Source organism: Streptomyces sp. NPDC052101, assembly GCF_040680235.1.
In the GTDB taxonomy this organism is placed as follows: domain Bacteria; phylum Actinomycetota; class Actinomycetes; order Streptomycetales; family Streptomycetaceae; genus Streptomyces.
The window spans coordinates 232,705-257,467 of sequence record NZ_JBFAWH010000007.1; the positions used below are offsets into that span (position 1 = coordinate 232,705).

General features: G+C 71.1%; 20 protein-coding genes. 6 read left to right on the forward strand and 14 right to left on the reverse strand.

Annotated features, from left to right (window positions below; all coding sequences use genetic code 11):
• Positions 1 to 10: 10 nt before the first annotated feature.
• Complete coding sequence (locus tag AB0L75_RS15890; RefSeq protein ID WP_365181109.1) at positions 11 to 3,025, reverse strand: glycoside hydrolase family 3 N-terminal domain-containing protein; 3,015 nt, start codon at positions 3,023 to 3,025, stop codon at positions 11 to 13.
• Between the two features lie 109 nt (positions 3,026 to 3,134).
• Here AB0L75_RS15890 and AB0L75_RS15895 point away from each other — a divergent pair, with 109 nt between their 5' ends.
• Together AB0L75_RS15895 and AB0L75_RS15900 are read left to right on the forward strand one after the other, a co-directional pair.
• On the forward strand, positions 3,135 to 5,000 hold the full coding sequence (locus tag AB0L75_RS15895) for a lectin (protein ID WP_365181111.1): 1,866 nt from the start codon (positions 3,135 to 3,137) through the stop codon (positions 4,998 to 5,000).
• An 833-nt stretch (positions 5,001 to 5,833) separates the two neighbouring features.
• Entirely contained in the window at positions 5,834 to 6,433 is a 600-nt protein-coding gene (locus AB0L75_RS15900; protein WP_365181112.1) for a GPP34 family phosphoprotein, read from the forward strand.
• Between the two features lie 11 nt (positions 6,434 to 6,444).
• Here AB0L75_RS15900 and AB0L75_RS15905 read toward each other — a convergent pair whose 3' ends face one another.
• From AB0L75_RS15905 to ureA, 7 genes are all read right to left on the reverse strand, one after another.
• Positions 6,445 to 6,897, reverse strand: a complete 453-nt coding sequence (locus AB0L75_RS15905; RefSeq protein WP_365181114.1) for a VOC family protein — start codon at positions 6,895 to 6,897, stop codon at positions 6,445 to 6,447.
• 13 nt (positions 6,898 to 6,910) lie between these two features.
• Positions 6,911 to 8,521, reverse strand: a complete 1,611-nt coding sequence (gene cimA, locus AB0L75_RS15910) for a citramalate synthase (RefSeq protein ID WP_365181116.1) — start codon at positions 8,519 to 8,521, stop codon at positions 6,911 to 6,913.
• A gap of 286 nt (positions 8,522 to 8,807) precedes the next feature.
• Positions 8,808 to 10,109: an MFS transporter gene (locus AB0L75_RS15915; protein WP_365181118.1), complete on the reverse strand. Its 1,302-nt coding sequence runs from the start codon at positions 10,107 to 10,109 to the stop codon at positions 8,808 to 8,810.
• Positions 10,110 to 10,163: 54 nt separating this feature from the next.
• The gene (locus AB0L75_RS15920) at positions 10,164 to 10,772 is read right to left on the reverse strand and encodes a TetR/AcrR family transcriptional regulator (RefSeq protein WP_365181120.1); all 609 of its coding nucleotides are present in this window, start codon (positions 10,770 to 10,772) and stop codon (positions 10,164 to 10,166) included.
• Positions 10,773 to 10,801: 29 nt separating this feature from the next.
• A complete protein-coding gene (locus AB0L75_RS15925) occupies positions 10,802 to 11,842 on the reverse strand; it encodes an agmatine deiminase family protein (RefSeq protein WP_365181122.1) in 1,041 nt (346 codons plus the stop codon).
• Between the two features lie 11 nt (positions 11,843 to 11,853).
• Positions 11,854 to 13,536: an urease subunit alpha gene (locus tag AB0L75_RS15930; RefSeq protein ID WP_365181124.1), complete on the reverse strand. Its 1,683-nt coding sequence runs from the start codon at positions 13,534 to 13,536 to the stop codon at positions 11,854 to 11,856.
• On the reverse strand, positions 13,533 to 14,219 hold the full coding sequence (gene ureA, locus AB0L75_RS15935; protein ID WP_365181126.1) for an urease subunit gamma: 687 nt from the start codon (positions 14,217 to 14,219) through the stop codon (positions 13,533 to 13,535). Before ureA ends, AB0L75_RS15930 begins: the two co-directional genes overlap by 4 nt.
• Positions 14,220 to 14,364: 145 nt before the next feature.
• Between ureA and AB0L75_RS15940 the strand changes: the two genes are divergently transcribed.
• Positions 14,365 to 15,801: a cytosine permease gene (locus tag AB0L75_RS15940; protein ID WP_365181128.1), complete on the forward strand. Its 1,437-nt coding sequence runs from the start codon at positions 14,365 to 14,367 to the stop codon at positions 15,799 to 15,801.
• Positions 15,802 to 15,913: 112 nt separating this feature from the next.
• Here the strand turns inward: AB0L75_RS15940 and AB0L75_RS15945 are convergent, their stop codons facing one another.
• The 4 genes from AB0L75_RS15945 to AB0L75_RS15960 form a co-directional block, all read right to left on the reverse strand.
• Complete coding sequence (locus tag AB0L75_RS15945) at positions 15,914 to 17,002, reverse strand: branched-chain amino acid aminotransferase (RefSeq protein WP_365181130.1); 1,089 nt, start codon at positions 17,000 to 17,002, stop codon at positions 15,914 to 15,916.
• Between the two features lie 245 nt (positions 17,003 to 17,247).
• Positions 17,248 to 18,291: a 3-isopropylmalate dehydrogenase gene (locus AB0L75_RS15950; protein ID WP_365181132.1), complete on the reverse strand. Its 1,044-nt coding sequence runs from the start codon at positions 18,289 to 18,291 to the stop codon at positions 17,248 to 17,250.
• Between the two features lie 72 nt (positions 18,292 to 18,363).
• The gene (locus AB0L75_RS15955; RefSeq protein ID WP_365181134.1) at positions 18,364 to 18,495 is read right to left on the reverse strand and encodes a hypothetical protein; all 132 of its coding nucleotides are present in this window, start codon (positions 18,493 to 18,495) and stop codon (positions 18,364 to 18,366) included.
• 221 nt (positions 18,496 to 18,716) lie between these two features.
• Positions 18,717 to 19,625: a LysR family transcriptional regulator gene (locus AB0L75_RS15960; protein WP_365181136.1), complete on the reverse strand. Its 909-nt coding sequence runs from the start codon at positions 19,623 to 19,625 to the stop codon at positions 18,717 to 18,719.
• 102 nt (positions 19,626 to 19,727) lie between these two features.
• On the opposite strand from AB0L75_RS15960, the gene AB0L75_RS15965 reads away from it, so the two are divergent.
• On the forward strand, positions 19,728 to 20,723 hold the full coding sequence (locus tag AB0L75_RS15965) for an NADP-dependent oxidoreductase (RefSeq protein ID WP_365181138.1): 996 nt from the start codon (positions 19,728 to 19,730) through the stop codon (positions 20,721 to 20,723).
• A 7-nt stretch (positions 20,724 to 20,730) separates the two neighbouring features.
• Here AB0L75_RS15965 and AB0L75_RS15970 read toward each other — a convergent pair whose 3' ends face one another.
• Positions 20,731 to 21,270 (reverse strand): GNAT family N-acetyltransferase, encoded by a 540-nt coding sequence (locus tag AB0L75_RS15970; RefSeq protein ID WP_365181140.1) that lies wholly within the window; start codon positions 21,268 to 21,270, stop codon positions 20,731 to 20,733.
• 70 nt (positions 21,271 to 21,340) lie between these two features.
• Between AB0L75_RS15970 and AB0L75_RS15975 the strand changes: the two genes are divergently transcribed.
• A complete protein-coding gene (locus tag AB0L75_RS15975; protein ID WP_365181142.1) occupies positions 21,341 to 22,222 on the forward strand; it encodes an alpha/beta hydrolase in 882 nt (293 codons plus the stop codon).
• 233 nt (positions 22,223 to 22,455) lie between these two features.
• Positions 22,456 to 22,878 (forward strand): hypothetical protein, encoded by a 423-nt coding sequence (locus AB0L75_RS15980; protein WP_365181144.1) that lies wholly within the window; start codon positions 22,456 to 22,458, stop codon positions 22,876 to 22,878.
• Between the two features lie 108 nt (positions 22,879 to 22,986).
• Here AB0L75_RS15980 and pruA read toward each other — a convergent pair whose 3' ends face one another.
• Positions 22,987 to 24,618, reverse strand: coding sequence for an L-glutamate gamma-semialdehyde dehydrogenase (gene pruA, locus AB0L75_RS15985; protein WP_365181146.1), 1,632 nt, complete (start codon positions 24,616 to 24,618; stop codon positions 22,987 to 22,989).
• Positions 24,619 to 24,763 lie beyond the last annotated feature (145 nt).

A 24,763-nucleotide genomic window follows, 5' to 3' on the forward strand; every position in this document is an offset into this window, starting at 1 on the left:
AAGTCTCGGTCTAGGCGGCCCGGTACGCCTCGATGAGCTTCTCCACCGCCTTTCCGTACCCTCCGGTCAGCAGCAGATGGCCCGCGTCGGCGAAGGGCTTCGCCACCGCCTGGGTCATCCGCTCGCCGGCCTTCCGCTGGACGAGCAGCCGCGCCTTGGTCACCAGCGCACGGCCGGCCCGGTCGTCACCCCTTCGCTCGGCCGCGGCGGCCGCCACGGCGAGGGCGTGCAGGGTGGCCGTACCGCCGCGCGGCACGCCGGTGAGCGTGGTCAGGCCCCAGCCGTAGGGGAACTGCGGGTCGTACGAGGCGTCGCCCACGTTGATCGGCAGCTGGGACTCGGACTTCGGCCAGGTGACGGGGAGCTGTCCGGTGAAGGGGCGCCTGCCGTAGAGGACGTCGGCGACGCCCTCGCCCTCGGTGCCGGGCAGCCAGGACGCCACGAGTGCGTCGATCCTGTCGAGCCGGTCGCCGACGAGCTGCGGGCGGCCGGAGACGATCAGCACGGCGCACTTCATGGCCGCGCACACCTTGTCCACGGCCGCCTGGTCGGCGGCGGACAGCCGCAGGCTGTGGCCGTTGCCGACGTCGCCGACGCCCTCGGCGTACGGGGTCTCGCCGACGACGACCACGCCGGCGTCGTAGCCGTCGGTCGGGGCGGAGGCGTCCTTGGAGTAGGTGACGTTCCCGCCGGCCTCGCGCATGCCCTGCAGGACGGTCGTGCCCCGGGTGTGGGTGCCGGACGCGCCCTGCCAGGTGATGGTCCAGCCGCCGGTCTGGTTGCCGAGGTCGTCGGCGTTGGACCCGGCGACGTACACCTTCTCGCTCCTCTTCAGCGGCAGCAGACCGCCGGAGTTCTTCAGCAGCACCTGGGACTCGGCGGCGGCCCGGCGGGCGACCGCCCGGTGGGCCGGGGAGCCGATGGCGGCGGCACCGCTGGTGTCCGCGTAGGGGTGCTCGAAGAGGCCCAGCCGGAACTTCTGGGCGAGGATGCGGGATACGGCGTCGTCGATCCGCTGCTCGCTGATGCGGCCCGCCCTGACCTCGTCGACGAGCGCGGCGCCGAAGTCCTTGTAGCCGTAGGGCACCATCATCATGTCGACCCCCGCGTCGACCGCCGTGCGGACATGGGTCGCGTAGTCGCCGGGGAGCTGGTCCATGGCGTTCCAGTCGCTGATGACGAAGCCGCCGAAGCCCATGCGGCCCTTCAGCACGCCGTTGATCATGTCGCCGCGGGCGTGCATCTTCACCGCGCCCTTGCCGTCACCGACGATGTCGAGGGAGGAGTACGACGGCATGACCGTGCCGATGCCCCGCTCGACGGCGGTCCGGTACGGCGCCAGGTGGATGTCCTCCAGCTGCTGCCGGGTGACCGTGGTGACGCCCTGGTCGATCGTGTAGGTGCCGGTGGTGGAGGAGCCGTACGCGGTGCCGCCGTCGCCGGCGAAGTGCTTGGCGGTGGCGAGCACCTTGTCGTTCCGTTTCAGGTCCCGGCCGTCGGCGCGGCCCTGCAGTCCCTGGATCATGGTCTCCATGGACTGCACGAGGGCGGGGTCCTCGCCGAAGGACTCGTAGGAGCGGCCCCAGCGTTCGTCACGGGAGACGCAGAGGCAGGGGGCGAAGTCCCAGGGGATACCGGTGGCGCGGACCTCGGCGGCCGTCACCGCCCCTGTCTGCCCGGCGAGTTGGGGATCCCTTGTCGCGCCGATGCCGATGTTGTGCGGCATGATCGTGGCGCCGGTCAGGTTGTTGTGGCCGTGGACGGCGTCGACGCCGTAGATCAGCGGGATCTGGTAGCGGGTCGCCCGGGTCCGGAGCTGGAAGCCGTCGATCATCTTCGCCCAGGCCTCGGGGGTGTCGGGCGTGGGCGTGGAGCCGCCGCCGGAGAGCAGCGAGCCGAGGGCGTACGTCGCGATGTCGCCTCCGGTCCCGACGGCTCCGCGCTCGGCCTGGGTCATCTGCCCGGCCTTCTCCTCCAGGGACATCCGGGACAGCAGGTCCGCGACGCGCTGCCGCATCGGCAACTCGGCGTTCAGGTACGGCAGCCCGTGCGCGTCGATGACGATCTGCGGGGTCTCGGCCGGGGCCTTGGCGCCGGTGACCGCGAGCTGGAGCGGGACGGTCCTCGCGGGTGCCGCGGAGCGGTTCTTCCGGGTGGGCACCTCGATCGTCCGCGAGGCGCCGGACGCGGTGCCGGCCGGGAAGGTGAGGGTGCCCTCGGTCGGGGTGTAGTCCTGACCGGCGGTCGCGGTGCCGCCCTCGGTCCTGTACGTGACCGTCACCGGGTCGTCGACCGGCCGGTCGCCGGTCGTGGCGAGGGTGACCTTGACCTCGGCGGTGCCGCCCTGCCTGACCGGATGGACGGGTGCGTCGGTGGTGACGGAGGCGCGCAGCGACTGGTCGGCCTTTCCGTACAGCTCGACGTCGTCCATGGCGAAGTCGCCCTTGGTGCCGGCGGGGAGCGTGACGGAGTACCCCCACATCTGCGTCAGCCCGAGGACATGGTCGATGCCGCCGACCGGCTGGTAGTCGGTGCGGTAGGCGAAGTCGGTGAAGGGGATCTCGATCCGCTTCCAGCCGTTGAAGTCGTCGGTGAAGGAGGTCGTCCAGAGTTCCGAGGCCTCGCCGCCGGCGCCGCCGTCCTTGATCTCGAAGGCGATCTTCCGGCCGTTGTTCCGGCCGTCCCACCAGAAGCGGATGCCCTGGTGGGCGGACCAGTCGTGGGCGGGCTCGCCGGCGGCGAAGTCGTGGGTGAAGCCGCCGTAGCCGCTGATGTCGTAGGTGCCGGTGAGGACCTTGGCACCCTCGGGGGCGTCGGCGCGGTCGGCGAGGTGGAGGGCGGGCGGGTCGTCGGCGTCGCTCCCCCAGGTGAAGATGCCGTCGGCGGGCTGGGCGGCGAAGGGGACCTCGCCCTCGAAGCGGTCGACGGGGACCGGGGCGGGGTCGTCGGCGGCGTGGGCCGCGGCGGACAGGGGCAACAGGGCGGCGAGCAAGGCCCCGGAGACGAGCAGGGCGGTTCTTGGCATGGACCTTCCCTCGGCTCTCATGGTTCACTCATGGCTTAGATCACGTCGTGAGTTAACTAACGGCACCCCAACCCGTCAAGACTGCACGCCAGTTGAAGGGCGAGGCATCATGAGGAGAACCCCCCGCACGGCCCGGCTGCTGCTGGCCGGGCTGCTCTCCGCCGCCGGCCTCACCGCCGCCGTACCCCCGGCGCACGCGGCCGGTGAGCAGGTCACCGCCTGGCTGACCACCACCGACGACTCCGCCGGTCGGCATGTCGTACGCGGACTGCAGGCCCAGACCCCGTTCCCCTTCCAGTCCGGCACGGGTGGCGGCGGCACCAACATCACCGTCGACGAGAACACCCGCTACCAGACCTTCACCGGCGGCGGCGCGTCCTTCACGGACACCGCGGCCTGGCTGATGAACAGCAGCGGCGCGCTGTCCCCGGCCACGCGGGACGCGACGATGCGCAAGCTGTTCTCGCCGACGGACGGCATCGGGCTGTCGTTCCTGCGCAACCCGATGGGCGCCTCGGATCTCGCGCGCTACGGCTACACGTACGACGACGTACCGTCCGGCCGGACCGACCCGAACCTGGACGACTTCTCCCTCACGCACGACCTCGCGGACGTCGTTCCGCTGACCCGGCAGGCGCTCCGGCTCAACCCGTCCCTGACGGTGATGGCCTCGCCGTGGACGGCCCCGGCCTGGATGAAGGACAGCGGGTCACTGGACGGCGGGTGGCTGAAGGCCGAGGACTACGGGGCGTACGCGTCCTACTTCGTGAAGTACCTCCAGGCGTACAAGGACCAGGGGGTCAACGTCTCGTACGTGACCCCGCAGAACGAGCCGACCTGCTGTTCCGGCTACCCGTCGATGAGCTGGAACGCGAGCGGGCTGGCGTACTTCCTCAAGAACGACCTGCTGCCGCGGCTGCAGTCGGCGGGGCTGTCGACGAAGGTCCTGGCCCACGACTGGAACTGGGACACGTACGACTCCTACGCGGCGCAGAGCGTCGACGACCCGGCGATCCGCGACCACCCCAACTTCGGCGGGATCGCCTGGCACGGGTACGGCGGTGACGTCGGCAAGCAGTCGACCGTGCACGACCAGTACCCCTCGCTGGACGCGTTCGGCACCGAGCACTCCGGTGGCACCTGGATCGCCGACCAGCAGCGCGAGGACATGTCCGACATCATCGACTACACCCGCAACTGGGCGAAGTCGGTGACCAAGTGGTCGCTGGCCGTGGACCAGAACATGGGCCCGCACAACGGGGGTTGCGGCACCTGCACCGGGCTGGTCACCGTGCACGACGGAGACGGTGCGAGCGGGACGGTGGACTACACGGTCGAGTACTACGACATGGGGCAGCTGACGAAGTTCGTCCGGCCGGGCGCCCAGCGGATCGCCTCGACGGCGTCGAGTGCCGTGCCCAACGTGGCATGGCGGAACCCGGACGGCAGCAAGGCGCTGATCGCGTACAACGACTCGGCCTCGGCACAGACGGTCACCATCAACTGGGGTTCCCAACACGCCACTTACTCGCTTCCGGGGAGGACCTCGGCGACCTTCACCTGGTCCGGCACGCAGTCCGGCGGGGGCGCGCGGAGCGGTTCCCTCGTCGGACTGGCCGGCAAGTGCCTGGACGTGGCGGGCGGTTCGAGCGCGAACGGTACGGCCGTCCAGCTGTACGACTGCAACGGCAGCGCGGCCCAGCGGTGGACGGTGGCGGCCGACGGGTCGGTGCAGGCGCTCGCCAAGTGCCTGGACGTGACGTCCGGTGCCACGACGGACGGGGCGAAGGTGCAGCTGTACGACTGCAACGGCACCGGTGCGCAGCAGTGGGCGTACGACGCGGCCACCGGTGACGTGGTGAATACGGCGGCGAACAAGTGCCTCGACGTGACGGACAACTCGTCCGCCAGCGGGGCACGAACACAGATCTGGTCCTGCACAGGCGCCACGAACCAGAAGTGGCACCTGCAGTAGCACTCCCCCAGGGGTCTCCGGCCTAGCCCACCCACCACCCGACTCGGCCAACTGGAGGGTGGGCGTGAACAGGGTCGGTGGGCTGGTGGGTGGGGCGGGCTGGTTGGCGGGCATGGGTTGGTGGGTGGGTGAGGGAGTGGGCTCGGGCGGCTGGGGTCGGTGGGCCGGAGGGCGGGCTTGGGCCGGTGGGTGGGCTCAGGCGGCCGTTGGGGGCGTGGGCGGAGTCGGTCGGTTGGTGGGTGGGCGGCGGCAGGTGGGCGGAGCGTGGACTCGGACCGCTGGTGGGTGGGCTCAGGCGGACTCAGGCGGCGGAGGGCGGAGACGGCAGGCTCGGGCGGCCGGAGGGCGGGCTTGGGCCGGTGGGTGGGCTCAGGCGGCCGTGGGGGGCGGGCGGAGTCGGTGGACTCGTGAGTGGGCGGCGGCAGGTGGGCGGAGCGTGGACTCGGACCGCTGGTGGGTGGGCGCGGGCGGACTCAGGCAGCGGAGGGCGGAGACGGCAGGCTCGGTCGACCAGGGAGCTGCAAGGGCAGGCTCGGGCGGCCGGGGAGCGGCAAGGGCAGGCTCGGGTGGGCGGAGGAGTGGGCGCGGGCGGACTCGGGCCGCCGAACCGAGCCCGCCACCTCCCACTGGCCGCCCGAGTCCACCTGCGCCCGCGCCTCGGCCGACCGGCCCTTGCCACGGCCCGGTGCTCGGCCGCCTGAGTCCGTCCACGTCCCTTCACCGTCTGCCCCTGCCCGTGCTTCGGTCGCCTGGGCTTGCTGAAGAACAGTCGGCGGCTCGCGGGGAGTGGGGGGTTGGGTTGCGGGGTGAGGGTGTGGGGGCATCGTGGGGGTATGAGCACACCGGAGGATCTGTTTCTCGTCAGCCTTGATGTGGCTGGCGAGCACGCCGTTGAGCAGGGTGATCTGTCGCTGGCGCTCGCGGGGGCCGAGTTGATCGATCTGCTCGGGGTGCGGGCGCTCGCCCTGGAGGGTGAGCGGATCGTGCCCGGTCCCGTGCTGACCACGGGTGACCGGATGCTGGACGAGGCCGGGGCGGCGCTCGTGCGGCGGGAGCCGGGTGAGACGGTCGAGGACTGGCTGTGGCGCCGGGGGGAGGGGCTGGCCGCCGCCTATCGGGACGCGCTGGAGTCGGCGGGGCAGCTCTCCGGGGCGCGGACCCGCCGGCTCCGCCGGGCCGACACGGATGCGGTGGCCGACAGCCCGGCGCGGCGCCATGCCGCCGACCGGTGGTGGTCCCGTGAGCCGGTTCTGGCCGGGCTCGCCGCCACCCTGGGCATCGAGGGCGAGCGGCCGCCGGAGGCGGAGCCCGGCGACGAGGCGGTGGTCACCGTCCTGGTGACGGTCGGCGACGCGGTGACCGAGCTGGAGGCCGTGCGTGAGCGGCGCCGTATCGAGAACATCGCCTTCGACAACATCTGGCGGGCGCCCTGAGCCCGGGATCACTAGGGCCTGAAGAAGGGCTCCGGCGACCTGTGGACCGGCTGGCCCACCCCCAGCAGGTTGCCCTCGCTGTCCCGGAACCAGGCGCCTCGCTCCCCGCGCGCGCCCTTGCTCAGGTAGTTGCCCTCGATCTCGGCGATGCCGTCCACGGTGCGCATGCCGGGCACGTCGACCTCCTCGAAGACCACGCCCCGGCGCCGCAGCTCCGCCACGACGGCGTCGAGGTCGTCCACCTCGAAGGCCATCTGGGTGAAGGTGCCCGGCGAGACGCCGGTGGAGCGGAACACGACGAAGTCGATCCCGCCGCACCGGTACAGCAGCCCGCCGGGGCGTTCGTCCACGGGTTCCAGGCCGAGCTTGTCGGCGTAGAAGCGCCGGGCCCGCTCCAGGTCCCCGGCGGGCAGCCGGGTCGCCACGCGGGCCCGGGACAGGAGGTCGTGCGCGTCGTCGCTCATCCCCCCACTGTGGCTACTCGGCCGGTTCCACGCCTGCCCGCAGCAGCCCGTAGGTGTACGCGTCCTCCAGAGCCTGCCAGGAGGCGGCGATGACGTTGTCCGCCACGCCGACCGTGGACCACTCGCCCGTGCCGTCGGAGGTGGAGATCAGGACGCGGGTGGTGGAGGAGGTGCCGTGCTTGCCCTCCAGGATGCGGACCTTGTAGTCGACCAGGTCCAGCTTGGCGAGCTGCGGGTAGATCTTCTCCAGCGCGACGCGCAGCGCGCGGTCGAGGGCGTTGACCGGGCCGTTGCCCTCCGCCGTCGCCACGATCCGCTCGCTCTTGGCCCAGAGTTTCACCGTGGCCTCGTTGGCGTGGGTGCCGTCGGGGCGGTCCTCGACGATGGCCCGCCAGGACTCCACGTCGAAGTACTTCAGGGGCCTGCCCTCGACCTCGGTCCGCAGCAGCAGCTCGAAGCTCGCGTCCGCCGCCTCGTAGGTGTAGCCCTTCAGCTCGCGTTCCTTGACGCGTTCCACCACCCGGCCGACCAGCTCGCGGTCGCCGCCGAGGTCGATGCCCAGCTCCTTGCCCTTCAGCTCGATCGAGGCGCGGCCCGCCATGTCGGAGACCAGCATGCGCATGGTGTTGCCGACCAGCTCGGGGTCGATGTGCTGGTACAGGTCGGGGTCGACCTTGATCGCGGAGGCGTGCAGGCCGGCCTTGTGGGCGAAGGCGGAGACACCGACGTACGGCTGGTGCGTGGAGGGGGTGAGGTTCACGACCTCGGCGATCGCGTGGGAGATCCTGGTCATCTCGCGCAGGCGGCCCTCGGGCAGCACCTTCTTGCCGTACTTCAGCTCCAGGGCGGCGACGACCGGGAAGAGGTTGGCGTTGCCGACGCGCTCGCCGTAGCCGTTCGCCGTGCACTGCACATGGGTCGCGCCCGCGTCCACGGCGGCCAGGGTGTTCGCGACCGCGCAGCCGGTGTCGTCCTGGGCGTGGATGCCGAGCCGGGCGCCGGTGTCGGCGAGGACCGTGGCGACGACGGCGTGGATCTGGGCGGGGAGCATGCCGCCGTTGGTGTCGCAGAGGATCACGACGTCCGCGCCGGCCTCCGAGGCCGTGCGGACGACCGCCTTCGCGTACTCGGGGTTGGCGCGGTAGCCGTCGAAGAAGTGCTCGCAGTCCACGAAGACCCGGCGGCCCTGGTCCTTCAGGTACGACACCGTGTCGCGGACCATGTCCAGGTTCTCGTCGAGCGTGGTGCGCAGCGCCAGTTCCACATGCCGGTCGTGCGACTTGGCGACCAGCGTGATCACCGGGGCGCCCGAGTCGAGCAGGGCGTTGACCTGGGGGTCCTCGGCGGCCTTGGCGCCGGCGCGGCGGGTGGCGCCGAAGGCGACCAGCTGGGCGTGCCGGAAGTCGATCTCCGCCTGTGCGCGGGCGAAGAACTCGGTGTCCCGGGGGTTCGCGCCGGGCCAGCCGCCCTCGATGAAGCCGACGCCGAAGTCGTCCAGGTGCCGGGCGATGGCGAGCTTGTCCGCGACGGTGAGGTTGATGCCCTCGCGCTGCGCGCCGTCGCGCAGCGTGGTGTCGAAGACGTGGAACGAGTCGTCTAGCTCGCTGGTTGCCGTCTCGGTCATGGTCTCAAGGCTCCTGTTGTGAATCTTCGGTCTTACCGGATCTGACCGGCTCCACCGTCCCCCCAATGGTCCCTCGCGCACCGCTTCCGGCTGCTGGTGGGCCGGAAAACGAAAAAACCCCTCGCGGGTGCGAGAGGTCTGCGCGCGGGTCGAGGACGACGGTGGCCACCCGCACCTGGTCGTACGAGGTGGTCACTGCGGACCGGCGCGCCTGCTGCCAATAATCATGGCGAACGAGAGCACGGGGGCAGTCTGGCACAGGCCCGCCCCCGGCTCACGGACCGTCTCAGGATGCGGTCGTCAGACTGGAGTCCGTACGGTCGCTCACCCGGGCGAGGTCCAGGTCCTTCGTCTCCCGCATGGTGACGTAGACGACGAGGGACACGGCGGCGCAGCCCGCCACGTACCAGAAGAAGCCGGACTCGATCCCGGCCTTCTTGAACCACAGGGCGATGTACTCCGCGGTGCCGCCGAACAGGGCGTTGCCGAGGGCGTACGGCAGGGCCACGCCGAGGGCGCGCACGCCGGTCGGGAACAGCTCGGCCTTCACGCAGGCGTTGATCGAGGTGTACCCGGTGACGACGACCAGCGCGAGCAGGGTGAGCCCGAGGGCCGGCCAGTAGCCGTCCGCGTGCTTGAGCAGGGTCAGGATCGGCACGGTGAGGAGGGTGGAGCCGACCGCGAAGGTGATGAGCAGCGGGCGGCGGCCGATCCGGTCGGAGAGGGCGCCGGCGAGCGGCTGGAGGCAGGCGAAGACGATCAGCGCGGTGAAGGAGACGAGCGTCGCCGTCCGCTTGGGCAGGCCGGCCGAGTTGGAGAGGTACTTGGTCAGATAGGTGGTGTACGTGTAGTACGCGACCGTGCCGCCCATGGTGAGGGCGATGACCAGGAACGCCTCCCGCCGGTGCTGCCACAGGGCGCGCAGGGTGCCGCGCTCCTCGGCGTGCGAGGCGTCCGCCTCGTACACCTCGGTCTCCAGCATGCTGCGGCGCAGATAGAAGACGATCGCCGCGCCGAGCGCGCCCACGATGAACGGGATGCGCCAGCCGTAACTGTGCAGCGCGCTGTCGGACATGGTGCGCTGCAGGATGATCTGCAGTCCGAGGCCGGCGATCTGGCCGGCGGTCATGGAGACGTACTGGAAGCTGGAGGCGAATCCGCGCCGCCGCGGGTCCGAGGCCTCCGTGAGGTAGGTGGCGCTGGCCGCGTACTCGCCGCCCACCGACAGGCCCTGCAGCAGCCGGGCGACGAGCAGCACGAGCGCGCCGCCGTAACCGGCGGCCCCGTAGGTCGGGGCGACGGCGATGAGGATCGCCGAGGCCGACATCAGCGAGACGGTCAGCGTCAGCGCCGCCTTGCGGCCCTTGCGGTCGCCGACCCGGCCGAGCAGCCAGCCGCCCACCGGGCGCATGAAGAAGCCGACGGCGAAGATGCCCGCGGTGTTCATCAGCTGGGCGGTGGGATTGCCGCTCGGGAAGAACGCGCCGGCGAAGTACGTGGCGAAGCTCGCGTACACGAACCAGTCGAACCACTCGACCATGTTCCCGGCCGAACCGACCCAGATCTTCTTCCAGTGTTGTCGTCCCATGCGCCGGTACATGCCCGGCGGCGGAGGAAAGGATTCCTTTGCCCGGTACGGGCCTCAGGCGCCTGCGAGGAGTCCGTCCGCGACGAACTCCCGTACATGCGCGAGCACTTGCTCGCGATCGGTACCGCGCAGCCCGATGGCCACATGGATGGAGAACCCGTCGAGCAGTGCACGCAACCGCGCCGCGAAGCGGTCCGCGTCCACCCTCCGGAACTCCCCGTGCGAGATCCCCTCGGCGACGAGCGCGACCAGGTCGCGATGCCACGCCCCCTCGATGGCGGCCTGCCGGGCACGCGCGTCGTCGTCGGCGTTCTGCGACCGGTTCCAGACCTCCAGCCACAGCGTCCAGTGCGGATCGCGGTGGCCGTCGGGCACATACAGGTCGACGTAGGCGGACAGCCGCTCCCGGGCGGTCCCGGGGCCGGCGAGCAGGCGGCCGCGTTCCGCGCCCAGCCGCCCCTCGCTCCACTCCAGGGTCTGCAGCAGCAGCTCGTCCTTGGAGCGGAAGTAGTAGAGGAGATGGCCGCTGCTCATCCCCACCTCGCGGCCGAGCGCCGCCATGGTGAGCTTCTCCAGACCGCGCTCGGCGATCATGTCCATGGCGGCGGCGAGTACCTCCTCGCGCGGCGGCGCGTTCTTCCGCGCCCGTGCCGCACCGGCCATCCCTGTCTCCTACATGGTCGAAAACACACTCATGCCTTCGGCTGCTGCTGGGTGATGCAGTGGATGCCGCCCCCACCCGCAAAGATCGTACGCGCGTCCACCAGGGTGACCGTCCGCCCGGGGAAGAGGCGGCGGAAGATCCCGGCGGCGATCTCGTCGCGCGGGTCGTCGAAGCCGCACAGCACCACACCGCCGTTGCAGATGTAGTGGTTGATGTAGGAGTAGTCGGCCCAGTGGCCGTCGGCCTCCAGGGCGGTCGGCGCGGGGACCTCCACCACCTCCAGCCTGCGGCCCCGGGCGTCGGTCGCCGACTTCAGCAGGCCGATGACCTCCTTGGTGACCTCGTGGTCGGGGTGGGCGGGGTCCGGCTGGGAGTGCGCCACCACGACACCCGGCCGGGCGAAGGCGGCGACGATGTCGACGTGCCCGAGGGTGCCGAAGCCGTAGGGAGGGTAGTCGCCGGTGAGGCCACGCGGCAGCCAGATCGCCTTGCTGGTGCCGAGGTGGGCGTGGATCTCGGCCTCGACCTCCTCCTTGGACCAGTGCGGGTTGCGCTCGGGGCCGAGCTGCACGGTCTCGGTGAGCAGCACGGTGCCCTCGCCGTCGACGTGGATCGCGCCGCCCTCGTTGACCAGCTTCGAGGCGTACGTCCGCGCGCCCGTGAGGTCGGAGACATACGCGGCGATCTTGGAGTCGTGCTCCCAGCGGGCCCAGTGCTGGGCGCCCCAGCCGTTGAACGTCCAGTCCACGGCGGCCAGTCCGCCCTGGCCGTCGGTGAGGAAGGTGGGGCCGATGTCCCGCATCCAGGCGTCGTCCAGCTCCCGCTCGACGGTGTCGATGTCCGGGCCGAGCAGCGCCTGCGCCTCGGCCGACTGGCCCGGGCCGCAGACCACGGTCACCGGCTCGAAGCGGCGGATCGCGCGGGCGACGCCCGCCCAGGCGGCCCGGGAGGCCGCGAGGTCCTCGGGGTCGTCGAAGGTGGGATTGGGGCCCGGCCACGCCATCCAGGTGCGCTCGTGCGGGGTCCACTCGGCGGGCATGCGGAAGCCGTCGGCGGCGGGGGTGTTCATACGGGGGTCCTTCACAGGAAGTAGAGGCGGTTGAGGGAGACCGAGTCGGCGGGTTCCGAGCTGAGCGGGTCGCCGTCGAGGGTGACCAGGCCGGTGTGCTGGTCGACGTCGACCGCTCCGATACGGGCGTTGAGCCGCAGGTCGGCGGGGCCGATACCGCGGGTGCCGCGCACGGCGACCCGGCGACGGCGGGTGGGCATCCCGTCGCCCCCCTGGTCGACGGCGGCCCGGGCGACGAACGCGACCGAGAGGTCGGCGGCCGTGGCGCCGTACGCGCCGAACTGCGGTCCCAGCACCAGGGGTTCGCAGGTGTCCGTGGCCGCGTTGGGGTCGCCGGTCACGCCGTACGCCGGGAAGCCGGACTTCAGCACGAGCTGGGGCTTGGCGCCGAAGTACTCCGGGCGCCACAGCACGATGTCGGCGAGCTTGCCGGCCTCGATGGAGCCGACCTCGTGCGAAAGCCCGTGCGCGATGGCCGGGTTGATCGTCAGCTTGGCCATGTAGCGCAGGACGCGGGCGTTGTCGTCGCCCTCGCCGTCGCCCTCCATCGGGCCCAGCTCGGCCTTCATCTTGCCGGCCATGGCGAACGTACGGCGGACGGTCTCACCGGCGCGGCCCATGCCCTGGGCGTCGGAGGAGGTGATGCCGATCGCGCCCAGGTCGTGCAGCACGTCCTCGGCGCCCATCGTCCCGGCGCGGATGCGGTCGCGGGCCATGGCGGCGTCGCCCGGCAGGTCGGGCTTGAGGTCGTGGACGGAGACGATCATCCCGTAGTGCTCGGCGACCGCGTCCCGGCCGAAGGGCAGGGTGGGGTTGGTGGAGGAGCCGATGACGTTCGGGACGCCGGCCATCTTCAGCACGTTGGGCACGTGACCGCCGCCGCAGCCCTCGATGTGGAAGGCGTGGATCGTGCGGCCCTCAAGCACCCTCAGGGTGTCCTCGACCGACAGGCACTCGTTCAGGCCGTCGCTGTGCAGGGCGACCTGGACATCGTGCTCCTCGGCGACGCGCAGGGCGGTGTCCAGCGCGCGGGTGTGGGCGCCCATGTCCTCGTGCACCTTGAAGCCCAACGCCCCGCCCTCGGCCAGGGCCTCGATCAGCGGCGCCTCGTGGGAGGACGAACCCCGGCCCAGGAAGCCGATGTTGACCGGCCAGGCGTCGAAGGCGTTGAAGGCGTGGCGCAGCGCCCAGGGCGAGTTGACGCCGACGCCCCACACCGGGCCGAACTCCTGCCCGATGACCGTGGTCACGCCGGAGGCGAGGGAGGCCTCCATGATGCGCGGCGACAGCAGATGGACATGGGTGTCGACGGCCCCGGCGGTGGCGATGAGCCCCTCGCCGGAGACGATCGAGGTGCCCGTGCCGACGACGACGTCGACGCCGTCGAGGGTGTCGGGGTTTCCGGCGCGCCCGATGGCGCAGATCCGGCCTTCCCGGATGCCGATGGACACCTTGCGGATGCCCTGCACGGCGTCGATCACCACCACATTGCTGATGACGACGTCACAGGTCTCGCGGACGGCGGCGGCCTTCAGATGCAGTCCGTCGCGGGCGGTCTTGCCGAAGCCGGCCAGGAACTCGTCGCCGTGGCGCTGGGAGTCGGACTCGACGCGGATGGTGAGGCCGGAGTCGCCGAGGCGGATGCGGTCGCCCGCGCGGGGGCCGTGGGTGGCCGCGTACTCGTAGGGGTTCATCGGTTCTCAGCTCCCAGGTATCCGCAGGCCGCGGCCCTGCGCAGGGCCTCCTCCCTGGCGCCGGGCGCGTCCAGCGGCCCGTCGACCAGCCCGGCGAAGCCGATCGCGATCCGGTCGCCGCCGATCGGCACCAGTCCCACCTCGACGCTCTCGCCGGGGCCGAAGCGCACCGAGGAGCCGGCGGGGACGGCGAGACGCATCCCGTAGGCCCTCTCCCGTGCGAAGTCCAGCCGCGGGTTGGCCTCGAAGAAGTGGAAGTGGGAGGTGACGGAGACGGGCACGGTCGCCGTGTTGGTGACCGGCAGCCGCACGGCCGCCTCCGGCTCGGCGTGCTCGGGCACCGGCAGCAGTGCGCCCGGCCCCCGGTCGCCGAGCGCGCCGCCGCCGATGGGGTCACAGACCACCGCGAGCCGGGAGCCGTCGTCGAAGACCGCCTCGACCATCACCTCGGTGACGACGTCGGCGACGCCCGGCAGCACGTCCTTCGGGCCGAGCACGGAACGCGCCGCCTCGATGGCCTCGGCGAGCCGCCGGCCGTCCCGCGCGGCCTCGCAGACGGTGTCCGCGATCAGCGCGGTCGCCTCAGGCACGTTCAGCCTCAGGCCGCGCGCCCGGCGGGCCCGGGCCAGCTCGGCGGCTCCGAAGAGCAGCAGCCGGTCACGTTCCGTGGGGGTCAGTCTCATCTCGCGGCACCTCCTTGCCATCCCTCGATTAGAACACCACTCTAAACACAGAATTCATGAAACAGAAGTATTGACTGCGGGGCAAAGCTTCACTGACATTGAACGTCGCTCAAACTCAACCGGCGGTAGTCGAAGGAGACCAGCCATGCCGATAGAACAGCGCGGAGTCGACACCATCCCGGACGAGGAGCGGACCAGTGGTCCGCGCGATCTCGTCTCGATCCTGCTCGGCTCCAACCTCTGTCTCGGGGTGATCATCTTCGGCTGGCTGCCGCCGTCCTTCGGGCTCGGCTGGTGGGCGTCGGTGAGCGCGATCGTCGCGGGCACGGTGATCGGCACCCTGTTCACGGCGCCGCTGGCCCTGGTCTCGCTGCGCACCGCGACCAACCTGTCCACCTCCTCCGGCGCCCAGTTCGGCGTCCGGGGCCGGCTGGTCGGCTCGGTCGTCGGACTGCTGCTCGCCCTCGGCTACACGGCGCTGACCGTGTGGATCGGCGGGGACGTGATGATCGGCGTGCTCGGCCGGATGGCCGGGCTGCCCGCGGACGGGGTGTCGTACGCCGTCGTCTACGCCGTGCTCGCCGCGGCGACCGTCGCGGGCGCCGTCTACGGCTACCGGGTGCTGCTCGCCATGTCCCGCGTCCTCGCGATCGGCATGACGGCCCTGCTGGCCCTCGGCATCCTCGCCTACGCCCCGCACTTCACGACCTCGGCGCTCGCCGGCACGGGCGGTTATCTGCTGGGCTCGTTCTGGCCGACCTGGTTCCTGGCGGCCGTGGCGGCGGGCCTGTCCGGCCCCATCGCCTTCATCACCCTCCTCGGCGACTACACCCGCTACATCTCGCCGTCCCGGAACTCCAGCCGCCGTGTGCTGCATGCCACGTGGCTCGGCCTGGTCCTCGGCCTGCTGGTGCCGCAGCTGTTCGGCACCTTCACGGCGTACGCGGCGAACGCGGCCACCGACTACGCGGGCCCGCTGGTCGGCGCCTCCCCCACCTGGTACCTGGTCCCGCTGCTGCTGTCCGCGTCCGCGGGCTCGGTCGGCAACGCCGGCCTGATGCTGTACTCCATGGGCCTGGACCTGGACGCGATCCTGCCGAGGGCCTCCCGCGCCCGCGCCACCTACACGGTCGCCGTCGTCGCCACGGCCTGCGTCTTCGTCGGCCACTACGCCTGGAACGCCCAGTCCGCGATGACGTCCTTCGTGCTGCTGCTCACCGCGATCGGCACCCCGTGGGCCGTGATCACCCTCATCGGCTTCGCCCGCTGCTGCGGGGTGTACGACGCCGACGCCCTGCAGGTCTTCAACCGCCGCTCACGGGGCGGGATCTACTGGTACCGGGCGGGCTGGAACGTGCGGGCGACCGTCTCCTGGGCGCTGGGCGCCGGCGTCGGTCTGCTGGGGGTGTCCCTGCCGTCGTACCAGGGCCCGCTGCTGCACCTGACCGGCGGGGTGGACTGCAGCTTCGTGCTGTCGGGCGCGGTGGGTGGAGCGGTGTATCTGCTGCTGACGTTCGGCGGGGAACGCACGAGGGCCGCCTCGGAACTCGACCACGAGTCCGAGGCGGCCCTGAGCGCGTAGCGCAAAAGGGGCGCGGGGCTGTGTCAATATGCGGCTCCGCCGCGTGGGCGCGGCCAGCCACGACGGACCCGCGGACGATCGACGGCTTGTCGCGGCAGTTCCCGCCGAGCTATCAGCCGATGCGGTGCATCCACCCGTGCTTGTCCTCAGCAGTCCCCCGCTGAAGGTCGAGCAGAGCCTGGCGCAGCCGGACGGTCACCTCACCCGGCTCCCCATCGCTCTGCTTCCACTCGGCAGCGGCGCGCTTCACCGTGCCGACCGGGGTGATCACGGCCGCGGTGCCGCAGGCGAAGACCTCGGTGAGGGTGCCGTTCTCGGAGTCGCGCTGCCACTGCTCGACCGAGACGCGGCCCTCCTCGGACTCGTAGCCGAGGTCGCGGGCGACGGCCAGCAGGGAGTCGCGGGTGACGCCCTCCAGGATGGAGCCGGTCAGGGCCGGGGTGACGATCTTGTCGCCGTACACGAAGTACAGGTTCATGCCGCCGAGTTCCTCGACCCACTGGTGCTCGACCGCGTCGAGGTAGCAGACCTGGTCGCAGCCCTTGGCGGCGGCCTCGGCCTGGGCGAGCAGGGAGGCGGCGTAGTTGCCGCCGGTCTTGGCGTCGCCCATACCGCCGGGGACGGCGCGGACGCGGTCCTCGGAGACCCAGATCGACACCGGCTTCACACCGCCCGGGAAGTACGCGCCGGCCGGCGAGGCGATCACGAGGAACAGGTACTCGTTGGCCGGCTTGACGCCCAGGCCGACCTCCGTGGCGATCATGAACGGGCGCAGGTAGAGGGACTCCTCGCCGCCGTGCCCGGGCACCCAGTCCCGGTCCTGCCGGACGAGGGCGTCACAGGCCTCGATGAACGTCTCGACCGGCAGCTCGGGCATGGCGAGCCGCTTGGCGGAGCGCTGGAAGCGCTTGGCGTTCTGGTCCGGGCGGAAGAGGGCGACCGAGCCGTCGGGCTGGCGGTAGGCCTTCAGGCCCTCGAAGATCTCCTGGGCGTAGTGCAGGACGTTGGTCGCCGGGTCGAGCGGGATCGGCGCGTACGGAACGAGCTGGCCGTCGTGCCAGCCACGGCCCTCGGTGTACTTGATCGTCACCATGTGGTCGGTGAAGTGGCGGCCGAACCCGGGGTTGGCCAGGATCGCCTCGCGCTCGGCGGCGGCGAGGGGGCTGGCGGAGGGCTTGAGCTCGATCGTGGGCGTCGTCATGAGTGATGTGTCCTTCACCGGTTGTTGTGACGGGCCGCGCTCACGCCCCGTCACTGCGACCTGCCAGTGCTAGGACGTCCGAGCTTTCCCTCATGCCGCGGCTCCGCGTCCGATTATCGCGCGAGGGCCGCGGCGGAAGGAATGGGGGTGAAAGCGGCCCAGGGGTCGATGGTGGCACCCGGCGGGGACATGCGAAAGCCGCCGGGTGGCGTGGGACCCGGCGGCTTCTGTGGTGGAGCGCCGGGTCAGCCGGCTACTCGGGCGGCGAGCGCGTCGCCGATCTGCGAGGTGCTGCGGGTCCCCAGCGCGGCGCGCTCGGTGAGGTCGGCGGTCACGGCCGTGTCGATGCGGTCGGCCTCGCTGTCGTAGCCGAGGTGGCGCAGCAGCAGGGCGACGGAGAGGACCGTGGCGGTGGGGTCGGCCTTGCCCTGTCCGGCGATGTCCGGGGCCGAGCCGTGGACCGGCTCGAACATGGACGGGAACGCGCCGCTGGGGTTGATGTTGCCGGACGCGGCCACGCCGATGCCGCCGGAGACGGCCGCGGCGAGGTCGGTGATGATGTCGCCGAAGAGGTTGTCGGTGACGATGACGTCGAATCGGGCCGGGTCGGTGACCAGGTAGATGGTGGCCGCGTCGACGTGGATGTAGTCCGTGGTGACCTCGGGGAACTCCTTGGCCACCTGGTTGAAGATGTTCGTCCACAGGTGACCGGCGAAGGTCAGCACGTTGTTCTTGTGGACCAGCGTGAGCTTCTTGCGCGGGCGGGCCTGGGCGCGGGCGAAGGCGTCGCGGACCACGCGCTCGACACCGAAGGCCGTGTTGACGGAGACCTCGGTGGCGACCTCGTGCTCGGTGCCCTTGCGGATCGTGCCGCCGTTGCCGGTGTAGGGGCCCTCGGTGCCCTCGCGGACGACGACGAAGTCGATCTCCGGCTGGCCGGCGAGCGGGGTGGCGACGCCGGGCAGGAGCTTCGACGGGCGCAGGTTCACGTGGTGGTCGAAGGCGAAGCGGAGCTTGAGCAAGAAGCCGCGCTCCAGGACGCCGGACGGCACCGACGGGTCGCCGATGGCGCCGAGCAGGATGGCGTCGTGCTGCTTCAGCGCGTCGAGGTCGGCGTCGGTGAGGGTCTCACCGGTGGCGTGGTACCGCTGGGCGCCGAAGTCGTACTCCTTCGTCTCCAGCTTCACATCCTGCGGAAGCACGGCGGAGAGGACCTTCAGACCCTCGGACACGACCTCCTGGCCGATGCCGTCACCGGGGATCACTGCGAGATTGAGGCTGCGAGACATGCGGGAACCCTACTCCTCGTCCCAGGTGATGACATGCGCTGTCCGCCATACGGACAGCGCATGTCGGCGCCCTCAGTGGCCGGTCTCGCCGCCGTTGTCGCGGCGGTCGAGGGCGCGCTGGAGGGCGGCGGCGGCGTTCTTGCGGTCGGACTCGCTCGCGGGGGACGCGTGGCGGACCCGGCGGCGGACGGTCGTCTCGGCCATGGAAATCGACTCCTTCGGCAAACGTGGAGCACGTAAGGGGGGTTACGAGACGCCGGAGGGGCGGGGAGCCGCGGACCGCAGGGGTTGCCTGCACGGGTCCGGCTCACGACCGCCGTTCGCTGGATCGAGCGATGCGTTCGGCTCCTACAAAGCTAAGGGAGCCGCCCGCATCTGTCTGCACAATTACTCGGACTTCCTACTATCTGAGACGGCAGGCCGTGTCACACCGCTCTGAGCTGGGCTCTCGTGCGTTCGAGTGAAGGCCCTGAGAGGGAACGCAGGGTGCGGATGAGGGCCCGTACGGCGGTGGTGGTGGCGAGTTCCGGGGTGGTGACATAGCCGACGGAGCGGTACGGCCGCCGCGGCCCCAGATCGGTGATCTCGACGGCGGGCGGCGCCCCGGTGAGGGAGAGCGCGGGCATGATGGCCATGCCGAGCCCGCTGCCCACCATGGACAGCACCGCGCCGTCGTCCTCGGCGCTCACGGTCGCCGCCGGGATCCAGTCCTGCGCCGCCCACCAGTCGCGGGTGTAGGAGCCGCAGTTCTCCGCCCAGTCGACGAGCGGGAGGGTGCGCGGGTCCGGCCGCCCCGCCGGATGCACCAGCGAGTACGGCTCCTCCAGCAGTACTGAGCCGACCAGCCCGGCCGGTGGCGGCCCGCTCAGGGTGGCGATCCCGAGGTCGGCCCGTCCCGCGGCGACCTCGCCCGCGGTGCCGGCGCCCAGTTCGCGTACGACGGTGACGCTCACCTCAATGCCGGGGTGCAGGGCGGCGAGCCGCTCCAGGGCGGCCGGCAGCAGATGCAGGGCCGCGCTGCGGAAGGCGGCGATGCGCAGCGGCCCGGAGATCTCGCCGGTGTCCGCGCCGCGGACGTCGGCGGCCATCGCCTGGAGCATGCGCAGCACCCGTCGCGCATGGGCCGCCGCCCGCTCCCCCGCGGGCGTCGGCCGGGCACCGAACCGGCCGCGCTCGAACAGCACGACGCGCAGCTTGCGCTCGATGCCGCGCACGGCGTGGGAGACGGCGGACTGCGTGGCCCCGAGCCGGGTGGCCGCGGCGGAGAACCCGCCCTCGTCGGCCACGGCGACCAGGATCCTCAGCTCCTGCGGGGCAAGGTCGACTGCTGTCACTCGGGGCTCCCACCTGCGTGTATGAGGCTGTCTCATGGATCGGCGCGTTCCATGAGCCCAACCCCCTGCCCACGCCGGGCATTCCTGCCTAGCGTCACCGCCATGACCGAGATCGCGCTCACCGTGCAGCAGACCGCCCGCCCCACCGGCTTCCCCACCGCGGACCACTTCCGCTTCGCCGAGTCCCCGGTGCCAAAACCGGCGCCCGGCACCGCCCTGGTGGAGAACCTGCTGTGGTCCGTCGACCCGTACCACCGCGAAATGATGGACGCCGACTTCGCGTTGAACGCCCCGCTGGAGGGCCGCACCCTGGGCCGGGTCACCGCGTCGCGGACGCCGGAGCTGCCCGAGGGCGAGATCGTCTTCCACCGCCAGGGCTGGCGCACCCACGCCGTGGTCCGCCCCGAGGAGGTACGACGGCTCCCGCACCACCCCGGCGTCCCGCTGTCGGCGTATCTGAGCGTGCTGGGCGGCACGGGCCTGACGGCGTACGTCGCCCTGACCCGGATCGCCCGGCTGCGCGAGGGCGAGGACGTGTTCGTCTCCGGTGCGGCGGGCGGGGTCGGCACGGCGACCGGCCGCTTCGCCCGGCTGCTCGGCGCGGGCCGCGTGATCGGCAGCGCGGGCACCCCTCAGAAGGTGAAGTACCTGACGGAGCAGGTGGGTTACGACGCGGCGTTCGACTACCGCGCCGCCCCGGTCGCCGATCTGCTCGCCGAGGCGGCGCCCTCCGGTATCGACGTCTTCGTGGACAACGTCGGCGGCGACCACCTCGGCGCGGCGATCGGCGCGCTGCGCGAGCGGGGCCGGGTGGTGCGGGTCGGCACGATCAGCCAGTACAACACCCCGGACGCCCCGCCCGTCGTCTTCAACCACTCGGACGTCGTGGAGAAGAGCCTGCGCATCGAGGGCTTCCTGGTGAAGGACCACCTGGACGCGCAGGACGAGCTGTACGACTTCGCTGTACCGCATCTGCGCAGCGGGGCGCTGGCGGCGGACGAGACGGTGGTCGAGGGCTTCGAGCGGATCGTGGAGGCGTTCCTGCTGATGCTGCGCGGCGGCAACACGGGCAAGATCCTGGTCCGCGCCAGGCCCTGAGGGTCTGTCAGGCCACGTCTCCGTCACGCCAGTCGAGGACGAACTCCCCGGCGGGGTCGAGCGCCCCGGCGAGCGCGGGCCACACGTACAGGTCGCCCTCCTCCTCCGCCAGCCGTACGATCCCGTCCGGCGACAGGCCGTGCACCTGGCCTTCCCACCGCCGCCAGCCCCGGGCGGTGTGCAGCAGGGCCCCGGCCGGGCTCGCCGAGGGCGCACCGAGGTCGTACGCCCGCTCGATCACCCGCTCCAGCTCCCCCAGCACCCGCCCGCCGAGCCCCTTGCGCCGCGCATCGGTGCGTACGGCGACGGCCTCGACGTATCCGGTGCGCAGCCAGCGCCCCCGGTGCCGGACGCGCCGCTGGACGACCGCGCCATGGGCGGCGAGCCCGGTGCCGTCGTGGACGAGTACATGCAGGCCGCCGAGCCCGTGATCCCAGTCCTCGTCGGAGAATCCCCCGTCGAACGCCTGGTCCAACAGGGCGCGGGCGGCGCCGAGTTCGGCGGGGTCGAGGTCGGCGGTGTGGGCGAGGCGCAATCGGGTGACCATGACGCCATTGTTCCATCTAACCTCTAAAAATATCTTGACTGGTTAGATGGAAGGGTGCTGAACTTCCCCCATGCCGACTCACCAGGTCCATCACCGCACCGTGACCGTCCGCGGGCTCGACGTGTACTACCGCGAGGCCGGGCCCGCCGACGCCCCGGTCCTGTTGCTCCTGCACGGTTTCCCGAGCAGCTCGCACATGTTCCGCGAGCTGATCCCGCTGCTCGCCGACCGGTACCGGGTGATCGCCCCGGACCACATCGGCTTCGGCCGCTCGGCGACGCCGGACGCCATGGAGTTCCCCTACACCTTCGCCGAACTGGCCGCCGTCACCGAGGAGTTCACCCGGCAGCTCGGCCTTGACCGGTACGCCCTCTACATCCAGGACTACGGCGCCCCGATCGGTCTGCGTCTCGCGCTCGCGCACCCCGACCGGGTGACCGCGATCGTCACGCAGAACGGCAACGCCTACGAGGAGGGGCTCGGCGCCGAGGCCTGGGCGCCGGTGCTGGCCCTGATCGAGAAGCGGACGCCTCGGACCGAGGCGCCGGTGCGGGAGATCTACACGCTCGACGGCATCAAGTGGCAGTATCTGCACGGGGTTTCGGACCCCACTCTGGTCAGCCCGGACGCCTATGAGCACGACGCCGCCCGGCTGGCCCGGCCCGGCCAGGCGGAGATCCAGCTCGATCTGATCTCCGACTACGGCAGCAACTTCGCGCTGTACCCGGCGTTCCATGAGTACTTCCGGGACAGCCGGGTCCCCCTGCTCGCCGTGTGGGGCGCCCACGACGAGATCTTCGTACCGCAGGGCGCTCTCGCCTTCCGCCGCGATCTGCCGGAGGCGGAGATCCATCTGCTGCCGACGGGGCACTTCGCGCTGGAGACCCATGTGGACCAGATCGCCGCGCTCATGCGGGACTTTCTCGGCCGCCGGTTGCCGATCACCGGCTGAGAAGCCGGAAATCCCTGGTCAGCAACGCCTGCGGTTGCAGGACGGGAGCGGTTGTAGCAGCGTGGTCAGAGAACGGATGGGGCTGCCGATGCTGTTGTGACAGAGGGGCAGTGGCTTCCGGCCGACGTACGGCCGACCCGTCGCGGAAACCGTTCACCAGCCGAGCGCCCGTACTCAGTGCGGCGCGCGCATGCGGCCCCGTCGAACCCCACGCCATTGAGGCAGGTGGTGACATGCCCACGAATACATCGCGCGCCTTCCACAGGTCCCGCACCCTGGCCGTCTTCGCCGCGGCCACCGCCGGCGGGCTGCTGTTCGCAGGTCCGGCGCGCTCCGCACCCGCGGTGGACACGGGAACGGTGCACTACTCCGGGCAAGTGAGTTGTGCGAGCAAGTTCCCGAACGCCGTCCCCACCAAGGTGACTCTGAAGGTCCCGGCCGTGGGCAAGTCCGTCTCGGACGACAACCTGGACAACAACGGCCAGGTGACGGCGCCTTACGGTCCCGTCGACCTCACCGTGCCGGTGGACACGAGGTTCAGCCTCCGTTCCACCGTGACCTGCACCGTCCCGGGCGGCAAGAGCCACCAGTTCAACACGAAGATCACTGAGCCGGATCTGAGCGACGACGACGACGTCACTCTGAACATCTCGTGAGGACCCGCCCGTGAGGAAGGTCCCTCACGCTGGACCCTCGCGATGGAAACGGGCCGGGAAGCCTGCTCGGCGGCAGGCTTCCCGGCCCGTGTTCGCGGGGGCTCGGGATCAGCCCATGTGCGGGTACGCGTAGTCGGTCGGCGGGACCAGGGTCTCCTTGATGGCCCGGGTCAGGGTCCAGCGCAGGAGGTTCTGCGGGGCGCCGGCCTTGTCGTTGGTGCCGGAGGAGCGGCCGCCGCCGAAGGGCTGCTGGCCGACGACGGCGCCGGTCGACTTGTCGTTGATGTAGAAGTTGCCCGCGGCGAAGCGGAGCTTCTCCATCGTGTACGCGGCCGCCGCGCGGTCGGCCGAGATGACCGAGCCGGTGAGGGCGTAGTCGGACACCGACTCCATCTGGGTCAGCATCTCGTCGTACTGGTCGTCCTCGTAGACATAGACGCCGAGGAACGGGCCGAAGTACTCCGTGCGGAAGATCTCGTTCTCCGGGTCGGTGGAGACGACGACCGTCGGGCGGACGAAGTAGCCGACCGAGTCGTCGTAGCTGCCGCCCGCGACGATCTCGCAGGTCGGGTCGGACTTCGCGCGGTCGATCGCGGCCTTGTTCTTGGCGAAGGCACGGTCGTCGATCACGGCGCCGATGAAGTTCGACAGGTCGGTGACGTCACCCATGGTGAGGTAGTCGACCTCGGCCGCGAACTCCTCCTTGAAGCCGGAGTTCCAGATGGAGGCCGGGATGTAGGCGCGGGAGGTGGCGCTGCACTTCTGGCCCTGGAACTCGAAGGCACCGCGGGTCAGGGCGGTCTTCAGCACGGCACGGTCGGCGCTCGGGTGGGCGACCAGGAAGTCCTTGCCGCCGGTCTCGCCGACCAGACGCGGGTAGGAGCGGTACTTCTCGATGTTGGTGCCGACCGTCTTCCACAGGTACTGGAAGGTCTTGGTCGAGCCGGTGAAGTGGATGCCGGCGAGGTCCCGGTGCTCCAGGGCGACGTGGGAGACCTCGATGCCGTCACCGGTGACGAGGTTGATGACGCCCTTGGGCAGACCGGCTTCCTCCAGCAGCTGCATGAGGAGGACGGCGGCGTGGGTCTGGGTCGGGGACGGCTTCCAGACCACGACGTTGCCCATCAGCGCGGGCGCGGTCGGCAGGTTGCCCGCGATGGCGCTGAAGTTGAACGGCGTGATCGCGTAGACGAAGCCCTCCAGCGGGCGGTGGTCCATGCGGTTCCACACGCCCGGGGAGTTCGCCGGAGGCTGCTCGGCGAGGATCTGGCGGGCGTAGTGGACGTTGAAGCGCCAGAAGTCGACCAGCTCGCACGGGGTGTCGATCTCCGCCTGCTGGGCGGTCTTCGACTGGCCGAGCATGGTGGAGGCGGCGATGGTCTCGCGCCAGGGGCCGGCGAGCAGCTCGGCGGCGCGCAGGATGATCGCGGCGCGGTCGTCGAAGGACATCGCGCGCCAGGCCGGGGCTGCGGCCAGGGCCGCGTCGACGGCGTCCTGTGCGTCCTGCCGGGTGGCGTTGCGCAGGGTGCCGATGACGGCCTTGTGGTTGTGCGGCTGGACCACCTGGAACGGCTCGCCGCCGCCCATCCGCTTCTCGCCGCCGATGGTCATCGGCAGATCGATCGGGTTCTCGGCCAGCTCCTTGAGCTTCGCCTCCAGCCGGGCGCGCTCGGGCGAGCCGGGGGCGTAGCCGTGCACCGGCTCGTTGACGGGGGTGGGGACCTGGGTCACAGCGTCCATGAGGTACCTCTTCCGAGTGATTCCCGGGCTTCAGCCCGAGGGAGCTGAAGCGGTTGCGTATGGTGAGCAGCGGTCAGGGCTTGACCGTCACGGACTCCCTATGACGAGCCCGTGAGAAGCCCTCTCGGGGGCGGAGTCACGAGAT